We start from the raw sequence: 17,007 nt of genomic DNA on the forward strand, positions 1-17,007 counted from the left end.
GCCGGCCGTCAATTTGCGCTGACAAAGCCCTGGCGACGAATCCCGGCGACTGTTCGTGGGCGGCCTCGAGGTTGTCTGGTGGCTGGCCGGGGCTTGGCTGGCTGTAGGGGCCCTGCGAGCTTTCCTGATGCTGGGGCGATATCCGCGCGAATCGAAACTGGTCCAGGATCTGCTGGCCGCGCTGATCTACCTCGCCGCAACCTTCGCGATTGTCGCCTATGTGTTCGATCTGCCGCTGAAGGGCTTGCTCGCGACATCGGGCGTGCTGGCGATCGTGATCGGCCTGGCGCTGCAAAGCTCGCTCGGCGACGTCTTCTCCGGCATTGTACTCAATATCGAGCGCCCCTACCGATTGGGCGACTGGATCATCCTCGACGACACCGTCCAAGGGAGGGTGATTGAATCCAATTGGCGCGCGACGCACATCCTGATCGGACGCCAGGATGTGGCGATCGTTCCCAACAGCATCATCGCCAAGTCCAAATTGGTGAATTGCAGTTCGCCGACCAAGATCCACGGCGCGAGCATCCGTGTGAAGCTGGAACCTGTGCTGACGCCCGCCGCGGGCCGCAATTTGCTGAAGGAAGCGCTCCTCGGTAGCGCGCACATTCTGCGAACGCCCGAGCCGAGCGTCACCATCCAGGATCTCAGCGCGGAGATGATCGACTTCGAGCTCTCCTATTCGGTCGGCGACGTCGGCGACGTCGACCTAGCGCAGAATGAGCTTTTCGACCGCGTCCATCGTGCGGTCGCGGCTGCCGGAGCCAAATTCTCTGCCCGCTTGGCCGGTGCGCCAGCGCCGGCCGCGCCTGAGGATAAAGGGGGGGTGGGATCCATCGAACGCCTGCTGGCGGGAATCGCCCTCTTCTCGACCTTGACGGCGGAGGAAAAAGCCTCGCTAGCGTCGCAAATGCAGCCCAGGGACTACAAGCCCGGTGATGTCATCGTAAGGACCGGCGCGATCCTGCAATCCTTGTACATCGTCAGTCGCGGCGTTCTGATCGCCTCAGCGGAGGACAATGGCCAAAGGATCGAGGTCACCCGATTGGCGCGCGGAGACTATTTCGGTGAGAACGGATTGCTCATCGGCGAGCCTATGAACGGCCAGATCGCGGCGCTCACCAAGGTCGTGATCTATGAGATCTCCAAGGATGCGCTTTCTCCGCTCGTCCAGGCCCGCCCCAGCATGGCCGAGGACCTGAGTGAAAGCCTGGCGAGCCGGCGGCTGGCCCGCCGCACGGTGCTCGATCATCATCACGAATCTGACTCGCAGGAAGGGCGGCTGGCGAGCCGGGTCGCCGCCAATATCCGGCGCCTGTTCGCACTCCACTGACGGCGGCGGTCATGGCCCCTGCGTTATGAACGGCGCTTGAGCCTGGCGAGAGGGAGCGCCGAGGGTCGCGACCCACTTAGTCGACGGCGAAGGGGTTCTCGATGGTGCTTCCCGTCGTGTTCAGGTCGCAGGCTGCCCGAATCATGTCGATGAGCGCGCGCAAGGCCGCCGGCACCTGGCGGTGACCGGGATAGTACACAACCAGACCTTCGAAGGCTGGCGACCAGTCCTCCAATACGCGGACAAGCTGTCCTGAACGCAGATAGGGTTGGGCCTGGGCCGCGAGCAGATACGCGATCCCCAGCCCGTCGACGGCCGCGCGAGAGGCCAGCCTGATGTCGTTGACGGTGATGCGGCCGTCCACCGCGACCTTTCGCGACTTCCCGGCGCGTTCGAACGACCACTCCAGAAGGGGGCCATCGCCTTGCCGGCGATATTGAATGCAGTGGTGGCTGGCGAGATTATCCGGAGTGCGCGGCGGATGGCGCTTGGCGAAATAGAAAGGCGCACCGACCACCGCGATTTTCAACGGTCCCGACACGCGCACGGCGATCATATCGGTCGCCACCCCGTTCAGCGGCGCGATCCCGGCGTCGAACCCCTGCGCCACGATGTCGATGGGCGCCTCGCTAACGTTCAGCTCAAGCTGGACCTCGGGATAGGCCGCCAGGAAGCGATGCCAGATCGGCGTCACCACCGCCACGGCCGCCAGGTGGGTCGCGTGGATCCGCAGCCGTCCAAACGGCCGGCTTCGTTCCTGGTTCAAGTCCTCCAACGCGTCGGCGATCTGATCCATCGCTGGGCGGAGACGATCCAGGAGGCGCTGGCCCGCGTCGGTCAGCGCTACGCTGCGCGTCGTACGGTTCAGCAACCGCATGCCAAGACGCTCCTCAAGCAGCCGCATGGAATGGCTTAGCGCCGATGGCGTGACGCCAAACTGGGACGCCGCGACCTTGAAACTCAGGTGCTGGGCGATCGCCGCGAACACGGTCAGATCAGCAAGATTGTCCCGCTGCATTACTGAAATTTCCTCACTATGGAATGCAATTTATATAGGGTTTTCAATTTGGAGCGCCGTCAATAGGTTTCTGCCGAACGAATTCAGGCGCGAGACGCGTTTGTGTGTCCGGTATCGGGAGAAGCGTTTTGAGTTCCGACACCGCTTTGGCTTCGACGGCAAGAACCGAAGCTCCGCGAGAAAATTCCGATGATCCCATTAAACAACTCGATCTGCTGGACAAGCCGCAGCCTGCGAGGCGGGGTTGGCTGCGGCCGGCGCTGTTTACGGCACTACCGCTCACTCTGATCGCTGGCGGGTATGTGTATGTCACCGGCGGCAAGGTGATGTCCGTGGACGACGCCTATATCGAGGCGGACAAGGTCGGCGTCTCGACCGACGTCTCGGGCGTCGTCAAAGAAGTCGACGTCGCGGAGAACCAACACGTCGCGCCGGGCCAGGTTCTCTATCGCCTCGACGACCTCCCATTTCAGTTGGCGCTGGCGCGGGCCGAGGCGCAGGTCGGCACGGTTCGAAACGACGTGAACGTGCTCAAAGCCAACTACAAAGATATGCAGGCGCAGATCAAGCAAGCGCGGTACGACGTCGGCTACTATTCAACGCAACTCCACCGCCAACAGGACCTGCTGAATGCGCACGTCGCGTCTCAGACGACCTTCGACACCGCGCAACGTGGTCTGCAGAACGCCCAGCAGAAGTTAGCCTCCGTCAATGACCAGCTCACCGCAATCGCGGCGAGCCTCAGCGGCGACCCCAATATTCCGGTTGAGCGGCAACCACGCTATCTCGATGCTCTGGCGCAGCGCGACGAGGCGGCGCGCCAGCTTGCCCACACCGTTGTCAAGGCGCCGTTCGCCGGCATCGCCACCAATGTGCCTTCGATCGCGCCCGGCAAGTATCTCCCGGCGTCGACCACCGCCTTCAATCTGGTCGAAGCCGATCATGCCTGGGTGGACGCCAATCCCAAGGAGACGGAACTGACCTATGTGCGCGCCGGGCAGAGGGCCACGATCAAGGTGGATACCTATCCCGACGCCCGTTGGCGCGGTGTGGTCGAGAGCATCAGCCCAGCGGCGGCCCAGGAATTCTCGCTACTGCCGGCGCAAAACAGCAGCGGCAACTGGGTCAAGGTGGTGCAACGCATCCCAATGCGTGTGCGCGTCGACACAAGCGACAAGAGCCTGCCGACGCTTCGTCCCGGGATGAGTGTCGAGGTCGAGATCGAAACCGGCCACAGACGCGGCCCGCCGCACTTCCTTACGGCCTTGTTCGGTCACACCGGGCGGAGGGGGTGATGTCCGAGGACCGCGCGCCGGACGGCGTCAATCGCGCCGCAATTACCATCTGCGTGATCCTCGCGACTCTCATGCAGGCGCTGGATACGACCATCGCCAACGTCGCCCTACCGTATATGCAGGGCAGCGTCTCGGCGACCCAGGACCAGATCGGTTGGGTGCTGACCTCCTACCTCGTGGCCGCGGCGATCATGACGCCAACCACCGGATTCTTGGCCGGGCGCTTCGGGCTGAAACGTGTCTTCCTCGTCTCCGTCGCCGGCTTCACGGTGGCCTCGATGCTCTGCGGCCTGGCGCAGTCCCTGGTTCAGATCGTCCTCTTCCGACTCCTGCAGGGCATGTTCGGGGCGGCGCTGGTTCCGCTCTCGCAAACTGTGCTGATGAACATCAACTCGAAAGAGCGCCAAGGCCCAGCGATCGCGTTGTGGAGCGTCGCTGTCATGGCCGGCCCGGTCCTCGGACCGGTGCTCGGCGGCTGGCTGACCTCCGCCTTTAGCTGGCGCTACGTCTTTTATATCAACCTGCCCATCGGCATCGGCGCCTTCCTCGGCATGAGCGCCTTCCTGCCGAGCGCCGTTGGAAATGCGCGCGCGAAGCTGGACTGGTTCGGGTTTGGGACCCTGGGCATCGCGATCGCCGCGGCGCAAATCCTGCTCGACCGGGGCGAAGAACTCGACTGGTTCAGCTCCGGCGAGATCGTCACCGAAGCCATAGTCGCCTGTTCGGCGCTTTACCTGTTTCTTGCCCACACCTTCACCACGAAGGAACCCTTCATCAAGCCTTCGCTGTTTCGAGACCGCAACTTCGCCGCCGGCTGTCTGTTCACCGTAATTGTCGGCCTCACCTATTACGCGTCCTTGGCGCTGCAGCCTCCGTATCTGCAGAACCTGATGAACTATCCGATCGTCAGCGCAGGCCTAGTGCTCGGGCCTCGCGGCATCGGCACGATGGGCACCCTCCTGGTGGTCGGCCGGTTGGTTGGGCGGGTTGATACGCGCGTCCTGCTCGCCATCGGGCTGGGACTCACCTCTTGGTCGTTCTATGCAATGACCGGCTGGACACCCGATGTTTCGCGAACGACCATCATCGGGGTCGGAGTGATCCAGGGTATCGGCCTCGGTTTTCTTTTCGTGCCGCTGAGCGTGGCGACTTTGGCGACGCTGCCAGCCGAGACGCGAGCGGCAGGCGCAGGATTTTACACCCTGGCGCGCAATATCGGCTCGAGCGTCGGCATCTCGGTCGTGAACACCCTGCTGACCCGGAACACCCAGATAAATCACGCCGCCATTTCGAAATCTGTCACCGCCACCAACCGAGTGTTTGAAGAGCCGACGATCGCCAAGTTTTGGAACCCGGTCGCCGCCACTGGGCGCGCCGCGCTCGACGCCGTGATCACGCGGCAAGCCCAGATCATAGCCTATGTCGACGACTACAAGCTGCTGATGATCGCGACGATCTGCGTGATCCCGCTGCTCCTCGTCTTCAAGAAGCCGGCCAAAGCTGGCGGCTCCGACCATACGATGGTGATGGAATGATGAGGCGAGACAAGTCCAGCCGGGCCGGTTCCGCGGGTGCGGCCAGATGCGGTCGCGGCGGCCCGTTCATTGCCGCCGCGCTCGTCATGGCGGCGGCCGGTTGCACCACGGTCGGACCGAATTTCAAGCCGCCGGCGGCGCCGTCAACCGCGGGCTATACCGCACCGGGCGAGCGAACAGTGGCTGAAGCCAATCCAGGGCCCTCGGCGCCGAAACAGACCATCGCGCTTGGCGAAAAAGTGACCGCGGACTGGTGGAGATTGTTCCAGTCGCCGGACCTCGATGGGTTGGTGAAACAGGCCATCGCGGGTAGCCCCACGCTTGATGCCGCCAAGGCCAGGCTTTTGGCGGCGCGCGAGGAGATAAATGCCGCCACCGGCGCCCTTTACCCACAGGTCAGCCTCAGTGCGGAAGCCGCCAGGGAGAAGCAGAGCGCTGCGTCCTTTGGACTAACAGCCGCCCAGGCGCCCCTCCCGCCGAATTTCGACTTCTTCCAGATCGGCCCCAATGTGAGCTACACCCCCGATTTCTTTGGGGGGACCCGTCGTCGCATCGAGCAGCAATCGGCGCTTGCGGATTTTCAGCGCGACCAACTCGATGCTGCGTATTTGACCCTGACCGGCAACGCCGTCACCCAGGCGATCCGAGTCGCCGCGGTCCGCGCGCAGCTCAAGGCCGTCGCCGAGATCCTTGAAATCGATCGGCAGAACCTGGACCTCGTGCGCAAAGAGCGCCAAGCCGGAACCATACCGGATAGCGACGTGGTCACCGCTGAAAGCCAGCTTGCCGCCGACGAGACACTGCGGCCCGGACTTGATCAGCAACTAAGCGCGGCTAAACACGCTTTGGCGGTTCTCACTGGCCGCGCGCCGGGCGATTGGTCGCCGCCGGACTTTGATTTGACTACGTTGATCCTGCCGGGCGAACTACCGATCAGCCTGCCGTCGGACCTTGTCCACCAACGCCCTGACATTCAGGCGGCCGAAGCGCAGCTTCATGCCTCTAGCGCACGGATCGGCATCGCGACAGCGCAGCTCTATCCCAGCATCACCCTCTCAGCGGGAATAAGCGCCTCATCGCTGAACGGCGGAAACCTGTTCAGCCCGGCCGGCCTCGTGTGGAGCATAGCGGGCGGCCTCACCCAACCTGTCTTTGATGGCGGCACGCGGCAGGCTGAACGCCGCACGGCCCTTGCGGATTTTAAGGCGTCCGCTGCTGACTATCAACAGACGGTGCTGCTCTCCTTCGGTCAGGTCGCCGATATTCTGCAGGCGCTCACCCACGATGCGGACCTCCTGGCTGCCCAGCAGCACGCGCTGAATCTGGCGTCCGAGTCTGTGCGCCTGCAGCACATCAACTATGTCGGCGGCGGCTCCGGCCTGCTCGGATTGCTCGACGCTCAGCGGCAACAACAGCAGGCGTTGCTCGGCTATGCCCGCGCTGAGGCTCAGCGCTACCAGGATACGACACAGTTGCTGGTGGCCATGGGTGGAGGCTGGTGGGACGCCAGCCTGGCGGTGGCCGACAACACTCGCGCTGGCGAAAGGAACAGCCAGTGAGCCCTGTGCAACGACAGCGTCTGAACGACTTCCCGGTGATCGCGGCGCCGCAGTCGTACGCATCCAGCCGCCCAGAAGACCAATACCATCCCTGTTCGTCGTTCACTCGCCCCAACTCTGAACACGAACGGGTCGCCCCGGCGCCCGCCACCCCGAGCGCCGGGAGGGCGCCCCGACGCTTCTCCCCCACGAGCGTCGGGGCCCCCAATCCGATACGGGGCATTGTCAGCGCAAATGTTCCGGGTCTAGCTCCGCCTCGGCTGATTCCTGTTTGGAGGCAGCCGTCATCGCATTCCGTTGCAGAACAAGGGGGTATGCGGGCGACGGACCCTGCAATTCTGATCCATCCGCCCTAAAAAGGCGTGAACAGCGGCTTCCGGTAGTTTGGTTTGCCAGTGCCCTACAAAGCTGTGGGAGCGAGGCGATCAACGCGGTGACGACCCTATTCAGGGAGATGCCTAAGGCCGCGACGGTCTGAGGTTGCCTGGCAAGAGCGCCGCCGTCGGCACCCATCGCCTGAAGTGTCTGGAATACAATAAGGCGGATTGTATACGAAAGCGCCTTTTCGCCGGCGCGATCGCCCATCCCGACGGCGCCGGGCCACTGGAATCGCGAGCTTGGCCCGGCCGGGGGGGCGAAGCTTGACCGCTTGGTCCGGCGTCGCGAAGGTCCGTCTGCGCTGAAGCTCGCGCAGTCCGACGGGGGGACCGACCTTGCACAGACGTGATTTCCTGGCCGCCTGCGGCCTGACGGCGGGAGGCATGCTGCTGCCGGGCTTCACCGGACGGGAGGTGCATGCCGAAGAGCTGCGCTCCACCATGGAGGTGGGGTTGAAGAAACGGCTGGCGGATGCGGCGCTGAACGCCGCCACCAAGGCTGGGGCCACCTATTGCGACGTGCGGATCGGCCGCTATCTGCGCCAGTTCATCATCACCCGCGAAACCCACGTAGAGAACGTCGTCAACACCGAGTCCGTCGGGGCCGGGGTGCGCGTGATCGCCAACGGCGCCTGGGGCTTCGCGGCCACCAACGATCTGACCGAGGAGAGCCTCGCCCACATGGCGCAACTGGCGGTCGCCATCGCCCAGGCCAACAGCCACAACCAGACCGCGCCGGTGCAACTGGCTCCGGTCAAGGGCGTGGGCGAGGTGTCGTGGCGCACGCCGATCCAGAAAAATGCCTTCGACGTGCCGATCAAGGATAAGGTGGAGCTGCTGCTCCAGGTCAATTCCGCGGCGCTCGGCGCAGGCGCCAACTTCGTCAACTCCACGCTCTTTGCGATCAATGAGCAGAAGTACTTCGCCAGCACCGACGGTTCCTACATCGACCAGAACGTCTTCCGGCTCTGGGCGCCTCTGAACGTGAGCTGCGTCGACAAGGCTGCCGGCAAGTTCCGCACACGCGCCGGCCTGAGCTCACCGGTAGGGATGGGGTACGAATATCTGGACGGGTCGCCTGGCGACAAGATCACCCTACCCAGCGGGGTGGTCGTCTACGGCAAGACCTACGACATGAAAGAAGACGCGATCGCCGCGGCCAAGCAGGCGCGCGCCAAGCTGACCGCCCCATCGTTCAAACCGGGCAAGTACGATCTGATTCTCGACCCCACCAATATGTGGCTGACCATTCACGAGTCGGTGGGCCACGCCACGGAACTCGACCGGGTGCTGGGCTACGAGGCCAATTTCGCCGGCACCAGCTTCGCGACGCTGGACAAGCGCGCCAACCACTTCAAGTACGGCAGCGAGCACGTCAACCTCGTGGCCGACAAGGTGCAGGTGGGGAGCCTGGGTGGGGTCGCCTACGACGACGAAGGCGTCAAGACCAAGCGCTGGGACATCGTTCGCGACGGCGTGCTGGTCGATTTCCAGACCATCCGCGACCAAGCCCACATCCTGGGCAAGACCGAGAGCGATGGCTGCTGCTACGCCGACTCCTGGTCCAGCGTGCAGTTCCAGCGCATGGCCAATATCTCGCTGGAACCTGGTAAGGCCAAGATGTCGGCGGCCGATATGATCAAGGACGTCGAGAACGGGGTCTATATCGTCGGCGATGGTTCCTATTCGATCGACCAGCAGCGCTACAACGGCCAGTTCAGTGGCCAGCTGTTCTTCGAGATCAAGAACGGCAAGGTGACCCAGCAGGTCGAGGACGTCGCCTACCAGATCCGCACGCCGGAGTTCTGGAACAGCTGTGTTGGCGTGTGCGACGCCAGTGACTATCGCCTTGGCGGCTCCTTCTTCGACGGCAAGGGCCAGCCCACCCAGATTTCCGCCGTCTCGCACGGCTCGTCGACAGCGCGGTTCAACGGCGTCAACATCATCAACACCGCCCGCTCGCTCGGCTGACGCGCGCCAGGACCAGAGATCGAGCATGAGCATCTTCACCGAAGACCGAGCCCGTACGATCGTCAGCAAGGTCGTCACCCTGTCCAAGGCCGACGAGTGCACCGCCAGCCTTACCGGCACGGTCACAGGCAACGCCCGCTTCGCCCTGAACAACCTGACTACCAGCGGCATCGTCGAGAACACCTCGCTGGTGGTGGAGGTGGCGTTCGGCAAGCGGCTGGGCACCGCCACCGTCAACGCCTTTGACGACGCCGCTTTGGAGCGGACCGTGCGGCGCGCCGAGGAGCTGGCGCACCTGGCGCCCGAAAGCCCGGAATTCTCGCCCGCCGTGGGCCAGCAGACCTATCTGGCCACCCAGACCTTCAGCGAGGCCACCGCCGCCATCACCCCGGACTATCGCGCCCAGGTGGCCGCGGACTCGATCGCCGCCTGCAAGACCGCCAAGCTGACCGCAGCGGGCTATCTGGAGGACGCCCAGGGCTTCGAAGCCTTCGCCAACAGCCGAGGCGCCACCGGCTACCAGCGCTCCACCATGCTCGACTACTCCTGCACGGCGCGCACCGAGGATGGCCATGGCTCGGGCTGGGTGGCCCGTAATCTCCAGGACTCCACTAGTCTCAACACGGGCGCCGAGGTGCGCACGGCCATCCGCAAGGCCGCAGCCTCCAGCGATACCAAGGCGCTCGAACCCGGCAAGTATACGGTGATCCTGGAGCCCGCCGCCGTCGAGGGCATGCTCGGGCCCATGCTGAACCTGTTCAACGCGCGCCAGGCGGACGAGGGGCGCAGCTTCCTGTCGAAGAAGGGCGGGGGAACCAAGGTGGGCGAGCAGGTTTTCGGCCCGCAGGTGACGCTGTTCTCCGACCCAACTCATCCCGAGGCTGCGGTCCTGCCCTGGGACGACGACTACCTGCCCCGCGCCCGCCTGCCGCTGGTGGAAAACGGCAAGGTGATGAACCTGGAATACAGCGCCTACTGGGCGCAGAAGCAGGGCAAGGCGACTGTCGCCCGCCCGGGCAACCTGATCATGTCGGGCGGCGCCAAGTCCACCGCCGACATGATCCGCAGCACCGAGCGCGGCATCCTGGTCACCCGCCTATGGTACATCCGCATGGTCGATCCCCAGACCGTGCTGCTGACCGGCCTGACCCGTGACGGCACCTTCTATATCGAGAACGGCGTGATCAAGTATCCGATCAAGAACTTCCGTTTCAACGAGTCGCCCGTGATCATGCTCAACAATGTGGAAGAGATGGGCCGGCCCGTGCGGATCGTCGGCGAGGGCGGCGGTGGCGGTGGCGGCCGCCGCGGCGGCGGCCCCGGCGTCGGCGGTGCGCTCGGACGCAGGGTGATGTTGGTGCCGCCCATGAAGGTGCGCGACTTCACCTTCTCCTCGCTGTCAGACGCCATCTGAGCCGCATGTCGTCTCCTGTATCCGATGTGGATCGCGCAAGTTTCCTGCGCGGCCTGGCGGCGCTTGGCGTCACCGCGCTTGCGGGCCGGGCAAGCGCCGCCAGTCCGCTCAAGACGGCGGCGAGAGCGCCCGTCGCTTCGGGCAGCGGCGCCTACGACTTCTGGTTCACGCGGCTGCGCTACGACTCGGGTGACTGGGACCTGGACCAGAAGATGCCCAGCAACATCATCACCTCGCTGATCGACTACACCAACCTACGCGTCGATCCGAAGGAACATGTGCTGCCCCTCGCCGATCCGCGCATGCTGACCGCACCTTTCTGCTATCTGACCGGGCACAAGCTGGTGGAATTCAACGCGGCGGAGCGGCGCAACTTCGAGCGCTACGTCCGGAGCGGCGGCTTCGTATTCGTCGACGACTGCAACCACGATATCGACGGCCTGTTCGCCAAGTCGTTCGAAAAGCAAATGTCTTCGATCTTCGGCTCTCGGGCGCTGAAGCCGCTACCCAAGACCCACCCAATCTTTCGTCGTTTCTTCAAGTTCGCCGGGCCGCCGCCCACCGGGCTGGAGCTGAACGGCTGGGGCGACGACCTGGTGCACGACTACATCAAGGGCATCGACATCAACGGCCGCCTTGGCGTGCTCTACAGCAACAAGGACTACGGCTGCGAGTGGGACTACGACTGGCACAACAAGCGTTTCCTGGCCGAAGACAACACCAAGTTCGGGGTGAACATCGTCATGTATGCATTGACCTCATGAGCGTCATAGAGATCACCGAAGGCCAGGTGCAGGCGCAGCTCCAGCGGATGGATACGCTGCGCCAGGCGTTGGCCCAGGCCATCGTCGGGCAGGAGGCGGTAGTCGAGCAGCTCTTGATCGGGCTCTTGGCCGGCGGCCACGTGCTGATGGAGGGCGTGCCGGGCCTGGGCAAGACCCTGCTGGTACGCTCGCTGGGCCAGGTGCTGGACCTGCCCTTCCGCCGCGTGCAGTTCACGCCCGACCTGATGCCGGGCGACATCCTGGGCGCCGAGATCCTGGAAGAGGACCATGGCACGGGCCACCGCAGCTTCCGCTTCCAACCCGGCCCGGTCTTCACCAGCTTGCTGCTGGCCGACGAGCTGAACCGCACCCCGCCCAAGACCCAGGCGGCGCTCCTGGAGGCCATGCAGGAGCGCACGGTCAGCTTCGCCGGCGTCACCCACCAATTGCCCCGCCCCTTCTTCGTGCTGGCCACGCAGAACCCACTGGAACAGGCGGGCACCTATCCCCTGCCCGAGGCCCAGCTCGACCGCTTCCTGCTGCACGTCCGGGTGGACTATCCCACCGAGCTCGAGGAGCGCGCCATCCTGGCCCAGACCACCGGCGCGCCCGTGGGCGACCCGCCACGCGTCATGGGCGCCGAGGAGGTGCTGGCGCTGCAGGCCATGGTGCGTCAGGTGCACCTGTCGCCCGACCTGCTGGCCTGGATCACCCGACTGGTGCGCGCCACCCGCCCCGGCGATGCGGCCGCGCCGGCCGAGGTCGCCACCTATGTGCGCTTCGGCGCAGGCCCGCGCGCGGGCCAGTCGCTGGTGCTGGCCGCCAAGGCGCGCGCCCTGCTTCGCGGCCGGCTGGCGGCCACGCGCGAGGACATCGCAGCGCTCGCCCCGCCGGTGATCCGCCACCGCCTGCTGCTGGCCTTCGCCGCCGAGGCGGAAGGGCGCAGCGCCGACGAGGTGATCGCCGCGGTGCTGCGCGCCACCTCGCCCCCCGGCGCATAGACGGGCGCATGCCGCCCTCGGGGCCTCCACCCTTACTGCCGCCTGAGGTGCGCCACCGGCTTCGGGGGCTGAAGCTGCGCGCCCGCCGTGCGGCCGGCTCCGCCTCCGGGGTTCACTCCAGCCGCAACCGCGGCACGGGGCTCGAATTCGCCCAGCACCGCGCCTATGCGCCGGGCGACGAGCCGCGCATGGTCGACTGGAAGCTCTATGCGCGCTCCGACAAGGTGTTCGTGCGCGAGGCCGAGCGTGAGAGCCCCCTGACCCTGTGGATCCTGCTGGACGCCAGCGGTTCGATGGGCCAGGCCGACGCCGCGCGCCCGGACTGGTCGCGGCTGGACGCGGCCAAGGCCCTGGCCGCGGGGCTGGCGGAGATGGCCCTGGCCGGCGGCGACCGTTTCGGCTGGGTGACCCTGGCCGGCGACCGCCCGCACCTGCTGGCCCCGGGCGCTGGCGGCCGCCAGCGCGACCGGCTGTGGCTGGAGATGGCCACAGTGCATGCGGCGGGCGGCTTCCCACCCCCGCCGCGCTGGGCGCCGCTCTGGGACCGTATCGGCGCTCACGACCTGGTGGTGCTGCTGAGCGACGGCTTCGATCCTCAGAGCGTCGATCTGGTCGGGCGGCTGGCGGCGGCGGGACGCGAGGTGCTGGCCATCCGTCTGCTGACGGTGGAGGAGCGCGACTTCCCCTTCCAGGGCGGCCACCGTTTCCGCGATCCCGAGACAGGAGATGAGCTGCCCGGCGACGGCGCCTCGCTGCGCGCCGACTTCCTGCGCCGCTTCGGCGAGGCGCAGGCACAGATTGGGGCCGAGCTCGACACCCGCGGCGTGCGCCATGTTGAATATGTACTGGACGAGCCGCTGGACCAGCCGCTGCGCCAACTGTTCGGGGGCAAGGCGTGAGCGCGGCCCTGCTGGCGCCCCTGGGGCTGGCGGCGCTGTCGGCGCTGCTGCTGCCGCTGCTGATCCACTTGGCGCGGCGCGACACCCAGCGGCCCATCGACTTCGCCGCTTTGCGCTGGCTGGAGCCCCGGCCCAAGCCCCAGCGACGACCCCGCCTGGACGAGCGGGCGCTGCTGGCGGCGCGCCTGGTGCTGCTAGCCGTGCTGGCCCTGGTGCTGGCGCGCCCAGTGCTCTGGGGTGAGAGCGGCGCCCAGGCTTGGCTGGCGGTCGCGCCAGGGGTGGATCCGGCGGCGGCGAGGGCGCTGGCACCGAAAGGCGCGCGGGCACGCTGGCTGGCGCCGGGGCTTCCCGACCTGGGGCGGCCGGCTCCTATCGGCGCGGCGCCGATCTCCAGCCTGCTGCGCGAACTCGATGCAGGCCTGCCGCGCGGCGCGACCCTGACCGTGGCGGTCCCGGCGGTGCTGCAGGGGGTGGACGCTGAGCGGCCTCGACTATCGCGCGCGGTGGACTGGCGCGTTCTGCCCGGCGCGACCCCCGCCCCCGCCAAGCCCGCGGCGCACGCTGCCCCGCCCACCCTCGTCATCCGCTCCGCCTCGGACTTCGCGGCCGGCGCCCGCTATCTGCGCGCCGCCGCCGCGGCCTGGGCGCGTTCGCCAGCCGCCTCCGCGCCAGACGCTGGCCCGTTGAGCGAGCCCCTGCCCGAAGGCGTCCGCGCCATCGCGTGGCTGGCCCCTGGCCCCATCCCCGCCGCCGTGCGCGACCGCCTGGCCCAGGGCGCGGTGCTGCTGCTGCCGGCCGAGGCCTCAATCGACGGTCTGGGGGCCGCCACGCCCCTGTGGCGTGACGGCCAGGGTCTATCCCTGGTCGAAGGCGGCGGCCTGCGCCGCGGGCGCTGGCGGCGCTTCACCCGGCCGCTCGACTCCGAGACCACGCCCGAGTTGCTGCAGCCCGACTTCCCCACGCGGCTGGCCGCGCTGATGGCCGATCCGCCGCCGCCAGCAAGGGTCGAGGCGCGCGACCATCATCCTCTAGTCGGCGCCCGCGCCGGCGCCCCCGCGGCCCGGGACCTGACCCCCGTCCTGGCCCTGGTCGCCGCCGCCCTGTTCGCTCTGGAACGCTGGCTCGCCACCCGGCGGCAGCGGAACCGGACGCCATGAGCGTCACCCTAATAGATCGCTGGACCAACCAGGCGCGCCAGCGCAGTGGCCTGGACGACGCCCTGGCCGGCGCGCCCCTGGCGCTGCTGGCCGCCGGAGCCGCATGGCGACTGGCAGGCGCTCCCGCCGCCCTCGGCGGCGTCGTGGTCGGCGTGGCGGCCCTGGTGGTCGCAGCGTTGATGCGCGCCCGCCGCTTCGACCGCGCCTGGACCGTGCGGCGCCTGGACGGGATGCGGCCCGAGCTGGAGGACAGCAGCGACCTGCTGGCCGCCGACCGCGCCGGCCTGGCTCCGCTGCAGCGGCTGCAATACGACCGGGTGCAGAGCCGGCTGGCGGCGGCCGCGCCCGACCTGCGCCCGACCTGGTCGGTGCGCCGCATCGCCGTCGCCTGGGCCGTGGGCGCGCTGGTGCTGCTAGGCCTGATGCTGTGGCCGCACGCCGGCGCCCTGGCCCCCGCTCATGAGGGCGCGGCCTCGCCTCCCGGAGTTCCTCACCTGGTCGGGCAGAGACTGCGCGTGATCCCTCCAGCCTATACCGGCCTGCGCCCACGCGATCTGACCGGCCTGGACGGCCAGATCCCGCAGGGTTCGCGGCTGGAATGGAACCTGCGCTTCGCCCCCCAACCCACCGGCGCCGAGCTGTCTGTGGTACAGGGCCAAGCCCTGGGGCTGAAGCCCGCAGGCCAGGACTGGAACGCGGGCCTAACGCTGGACCGCTCGCTGCTCTATCGCGTGGTTCCGCAGGGCGCCCCCGCCACCGCGCCACTGCACCGGCTTGACGCCCTCCCCGACGCTCCACCCCAGGTGAAGGTGCTGCGCCCGGCCCAGGGCCTGACTCTGGTGACGCCGGGGCAGAAGACTTGGTCGGTGGAGTTCGAGGTGACCGACGACTATGGCGTCGCCCCCGAGGCCAGCCTGCACCTGACCTTCGCCGAGGGCGAGGGCGAGCAGGTCAAGTTCCGCGAGCGCACCCTGGTCTTGCATGGCGACGGGACCGGGCGGCGACGTCATTTCACCGCCTCGATGGATTTCGCCAGCCTGGGCTTCCAGCAGGGGGGCGACCTGGTGGTGCAGCTGATGGCGACCGATAACCGCGCGCCCGCCCCCCAGACCACCGCCAGCCCCAGCCTGATCCTACGCTGGCCCGCAAAGGTGGAGACCATGGGCGAAGGGCTGGACGCGTCGGTGAAGAAGGTGCTGCCCGCCTATCTGCGCAGCGAGCGCCAGGTCATCATCGACGCCCAGCAGCTCCTGAAGGATCGCCGCGGCCTGACCGCCGACCGCTTCCTGGCTCGTTCGGACTCGCTAGGGGCCGACCAGCAGGGGCTGCGCCTGCGCTACAGCCAGTTCCTGGGCGGCGAGAAGGAGAAGGCGGAAAACGCCATGCCCACCGCCGATGACGACGACGCGCCTGCAGCCAAATCCGCCGCGCCCGCCAAGCCGTCCCTGCCCACCGCCGACGCGGAAACGCCTGCCGCCCCGGCCGCCGCGATCTCCGGCTTCGGCGGCGAGGTGGATGTGCTGCACGCCTATGGCCACGCCCATGACGAGACCGAGGGCTCGGCGGTCGACCCCGGCAGGCAGGGCAAGCTGAAGCTGTCAGTGGACCAGATGTTCCAGGCCGAGACGCACCTGCGCCAGGGGGATCCCGCCGGCGCCCTCCCCTTCGCGGAAAAGGCCCTGACCTTCCTCAAGGAGGCGCAGCAGGCCGAGCGGGTCTATATGCCCCACGCCAGCAGCCAGACCCCGCCCATCGACGAGTCGCGCCGCCTGACGGGCAAGCGCGAGGGGCTGGAGCACGGCGCCCTGGAGCTGGCCCCCGCCGACACCCCCGACCCGGTTCCCGCCGCCGCCTGGCGCGCCCTGGCCGAGGGCGGCGCCACCGACCCGGCCCCGGTGCTGACCAGCCTCGAAGCCTGGCTGCGCACGGATGCGAGCCACGGTGTCGATCCCCTGGCCTTCGCCGCGGCCATCGACGCGGTGCGCCGCGACCCCGGCTGCGCCGCTTGCCGCGCGAGCTTGCGCGGCCTGGTCTGGACCGCGCTAAAGCCACCGTCCCCGCACGTGGCGCGCCGCCCCGAGGCCGACGCCGCGGGACGCCGCTATCTGGAAGCGCTGGGCCGCGAGGCGGCGCGATGAGCGTCTCGCCATCCCTCGGGCTGTGGGTAGGGCTGGCCCTGGCCGCCATCGCCTTGGCCGCCTGCGTTCGCCTCACGCTGTGGTGGAGGCGCGCGCCGAAAGCAGAGCGCGCGGCCCCCTGGCGCCTGGTCCTGTTGCTGGCGGCCCAACCGCTGCTGGTCGTGTTGCTCTACCTCACCCTGTTCCCGCCGCGGATGGCGGGGGCCGGGGCCGGGACCCTGAGCATCGCCACCCGCGACGCGCCCCGACGCCTGACCATCGCGGGCGAGCGGCTGATCGTCCTGCCCGAGGCCCCCGCGGGCCTGGGGGGCGAGGCCGCCCCGGACCTCGCCACCGCGCTGCGCCGCCATCCCGAGGTCGCCCGGCTGCACGTGCTGGGCCAGGGGCTGGAGCCGCGCGACCGCCCCGCCGCTCAGGGCCGCGCCGTGGTGTTCGACCCCGCGCCGACGTCCATAGGGCTGGCCGAGCTCTATCCCCCCGCCACCTTGGCTCCAGGCGCGGGCTTCACCGCCACAGGCCGGGTCAATGGTGTGAACGGCGGGACGG

12 protein-coding genes and 1 pseudogene are annotated in these 17,007 nt (G+C 67.6%); 12 read left to right on the forward strand and 1 reads right to left on the reverse strand.

Going from position 1 to position 17,007, the window contains the following annotated elements; translation table 11 throughout:
* The first annotated feature begins 55 nt into the window (after positions 1-55).
* Positions 56-1,333: a mechanosensitive ion channel family protein gene (locus GSQ87_RS22170; RefSeq protein WP_158918875.1), complete on the forward strand. Its 1,278-nt coding sequence runs from the start codon at positions 56-58 to the stop codon at positions 1,331-1,333.
* A gap of 76 nt (positions 1,334-1,409) precedes the next feature.
* On the opposite strand, the gene GSQ87_RS22175 is transcribed toward GSQ87_RS22170, so the two are convergent.
* Complete coding sequence (locus tag GSQ87_RS22175) at positions 1,410-2,351, reverse strand: LysR family transcriptional regulator (RefSeq protein WP_158918877.1); 942 nt, start codon at positions 2,349-2,351, stop codon at positions 1,410-1,412.
* Between the two features lie 128 nt (positions 2,352-2,479).
* Here GSQ87_RS22175 and GSQ87_RS22180 point away from each other — a divergent pair, with 128 nt between their 5' ends.
* From GSQ87_RS22180 to GSQ87_RS22230, 11 genes and pseudogenes are all read left to right on the forward strand, one after another.
* Positions 2,480-3,646, forward strand: coding sequence for an HlyD family secretion protein (locus GSQ87_RS22180; RefSeq protein WP_216839546.1), 1,167 nt, complete (start codon positions 2,480-2,482; stop codon positions 3,644-3,646).
* The gene (locus tag GSQ87_RS22185; protein ID WP_158918879.1) at positions 3,646-5,181 is read left to right on the forward strand and encodes a DHA2 family efflux MFS transporter permease subunit; all 1,536 of its coding nucleotides are present in this window, start codon (positions 3,646-3,648) and stop codon (positions 5,179-5,181) included. Before GSQ87_RS22180 ends, GSQ87_RS22185 begins: the two co-directional genes overlap by 1 nt.
* The gene (locus tag GSQ87_RS22190) at positions 5,181-6,740 is read left to right on the forward strand and encodes an efflux transporter outer membrane subunit (RefSeq protein WP_158918881.1); all 1,560 of its coding nucleotides are present in this window, start codon (positions 5,181-5,183) and stop codon (positions 6,738-6,740) included. Before GSQ87_RS22185 ends, GSQ87_RS22190 begins: the two co-directional genes overlap by 1 nt.
* Before the next feature lie 713 nt (positions 6,741-7,453).
* A complete protein-coding gene (locus tag GSQ87_RS22195; protein WP_158918883.1) occupies positions 7,454-9,088 on the forward strand; it encodes a TldD/PmbA family protein in 1,635 nt (544 codons plus the stop codon).
* Positions 9,089-9,113: 25 nt separating this feature from the next.
* The gene (locus tag GSQ87_RS22200; protein WP_158918885.1) at positions 9,114-10,502 is read left to right on the forward strand and encodes a TldD/PmbA family protein; all 1,389 of its coding nucleotides are present in this window, start codon (positions 9,114-9,116) and stop codon (positions 10,500-10,502) included.
* 5 nt (positions 10,503-10,507) lie between these two features.
* Positions 10,508-11,266 carry a DUF4159 domain-containing protein gene (locus GSQ87_RS22205; RefSeq protein WP_158918887.1) on the forward strand — a complete coding sequence of 253 codons (759 nt, stop codon included), beginning with the start codon at positions 10,508-10,510 and terminating at the stop codon, positions 11,264-11,266.
* Positions 11,263-12,267, forward strand: a complete 1,005-nt coding sequence (locus tag GSQ87_RS22210) for a MoxR family ATPase (RefSeq protein ID WP_158918889.1) — start codon at positions 11,263-11,265, stop codon at positions 12,265-12,267. Before GSQ87_RS22205 ends, GSQ87_RS22210 begins: the two co-directional genes overlap by 4 nt.
* Before the next feature lie 47 nt (positions 12,268-12,314).
* The gene (locus GSQ87_RS22215) at positions 12,315-13,166 is read left to right on the forward strand and encodes a DUF58 domain-containing protein (RefSeq protein ID WP_254063211.1); all 852 of its coding nucleotides are present in this window, start codon (positions 12,315-12,317) and stop codon (positions 13,164-13,166) included.
* Positions 13,163-14,323: a BatA domain-containing protein gene (locus GSQ87_RS22220; RefSeq protein WP_158918893.1), complete on the forward strand. Its 1,161-nt coding sequence runs from the start codon at positions 13,163-13,165 to the stop codon at positions 14,321-14,323. The genes GSQ87_RS22215 and GSQ87_RS22220 overlap by 4 nt, the downstream gene beginning before the upstream one ends.
* Positions 14,320-16,461, forward strand: coding sequence for a DUF4175 family protein (locus tag GSQ87_RS22225; protein ID WP_158918895.1), 2,142 nt, complete (start codon positions 14,320-14,322; stop codon positions 16,459-16,461). Before GSQ87_RS22220 ends, GSQ87_RS22225 begins: the two co-directional genes overlap by 4 nt.
* A pseudogene (locus tag GSQ87_RS22230) lies at positions 16,458-17,007 on the forward strand (hypothetical protein); the annotation flags it as partial. The gene GSQ87_RS22225 and the pseudogene GSQ87_RS22230, both read left to right, overlap by 4 nt.

It is taken from the genome of Caulobacter sp. S45 (genome assembly GCF_009765965.1).
In the GTDB taxonomy this organism is placed as follows: domain Bacteria; phylum Pseudomonadota; class Alphaproteobacteria; order Caulobacterales; family Caulobacteraceae; genus CAHJWH01.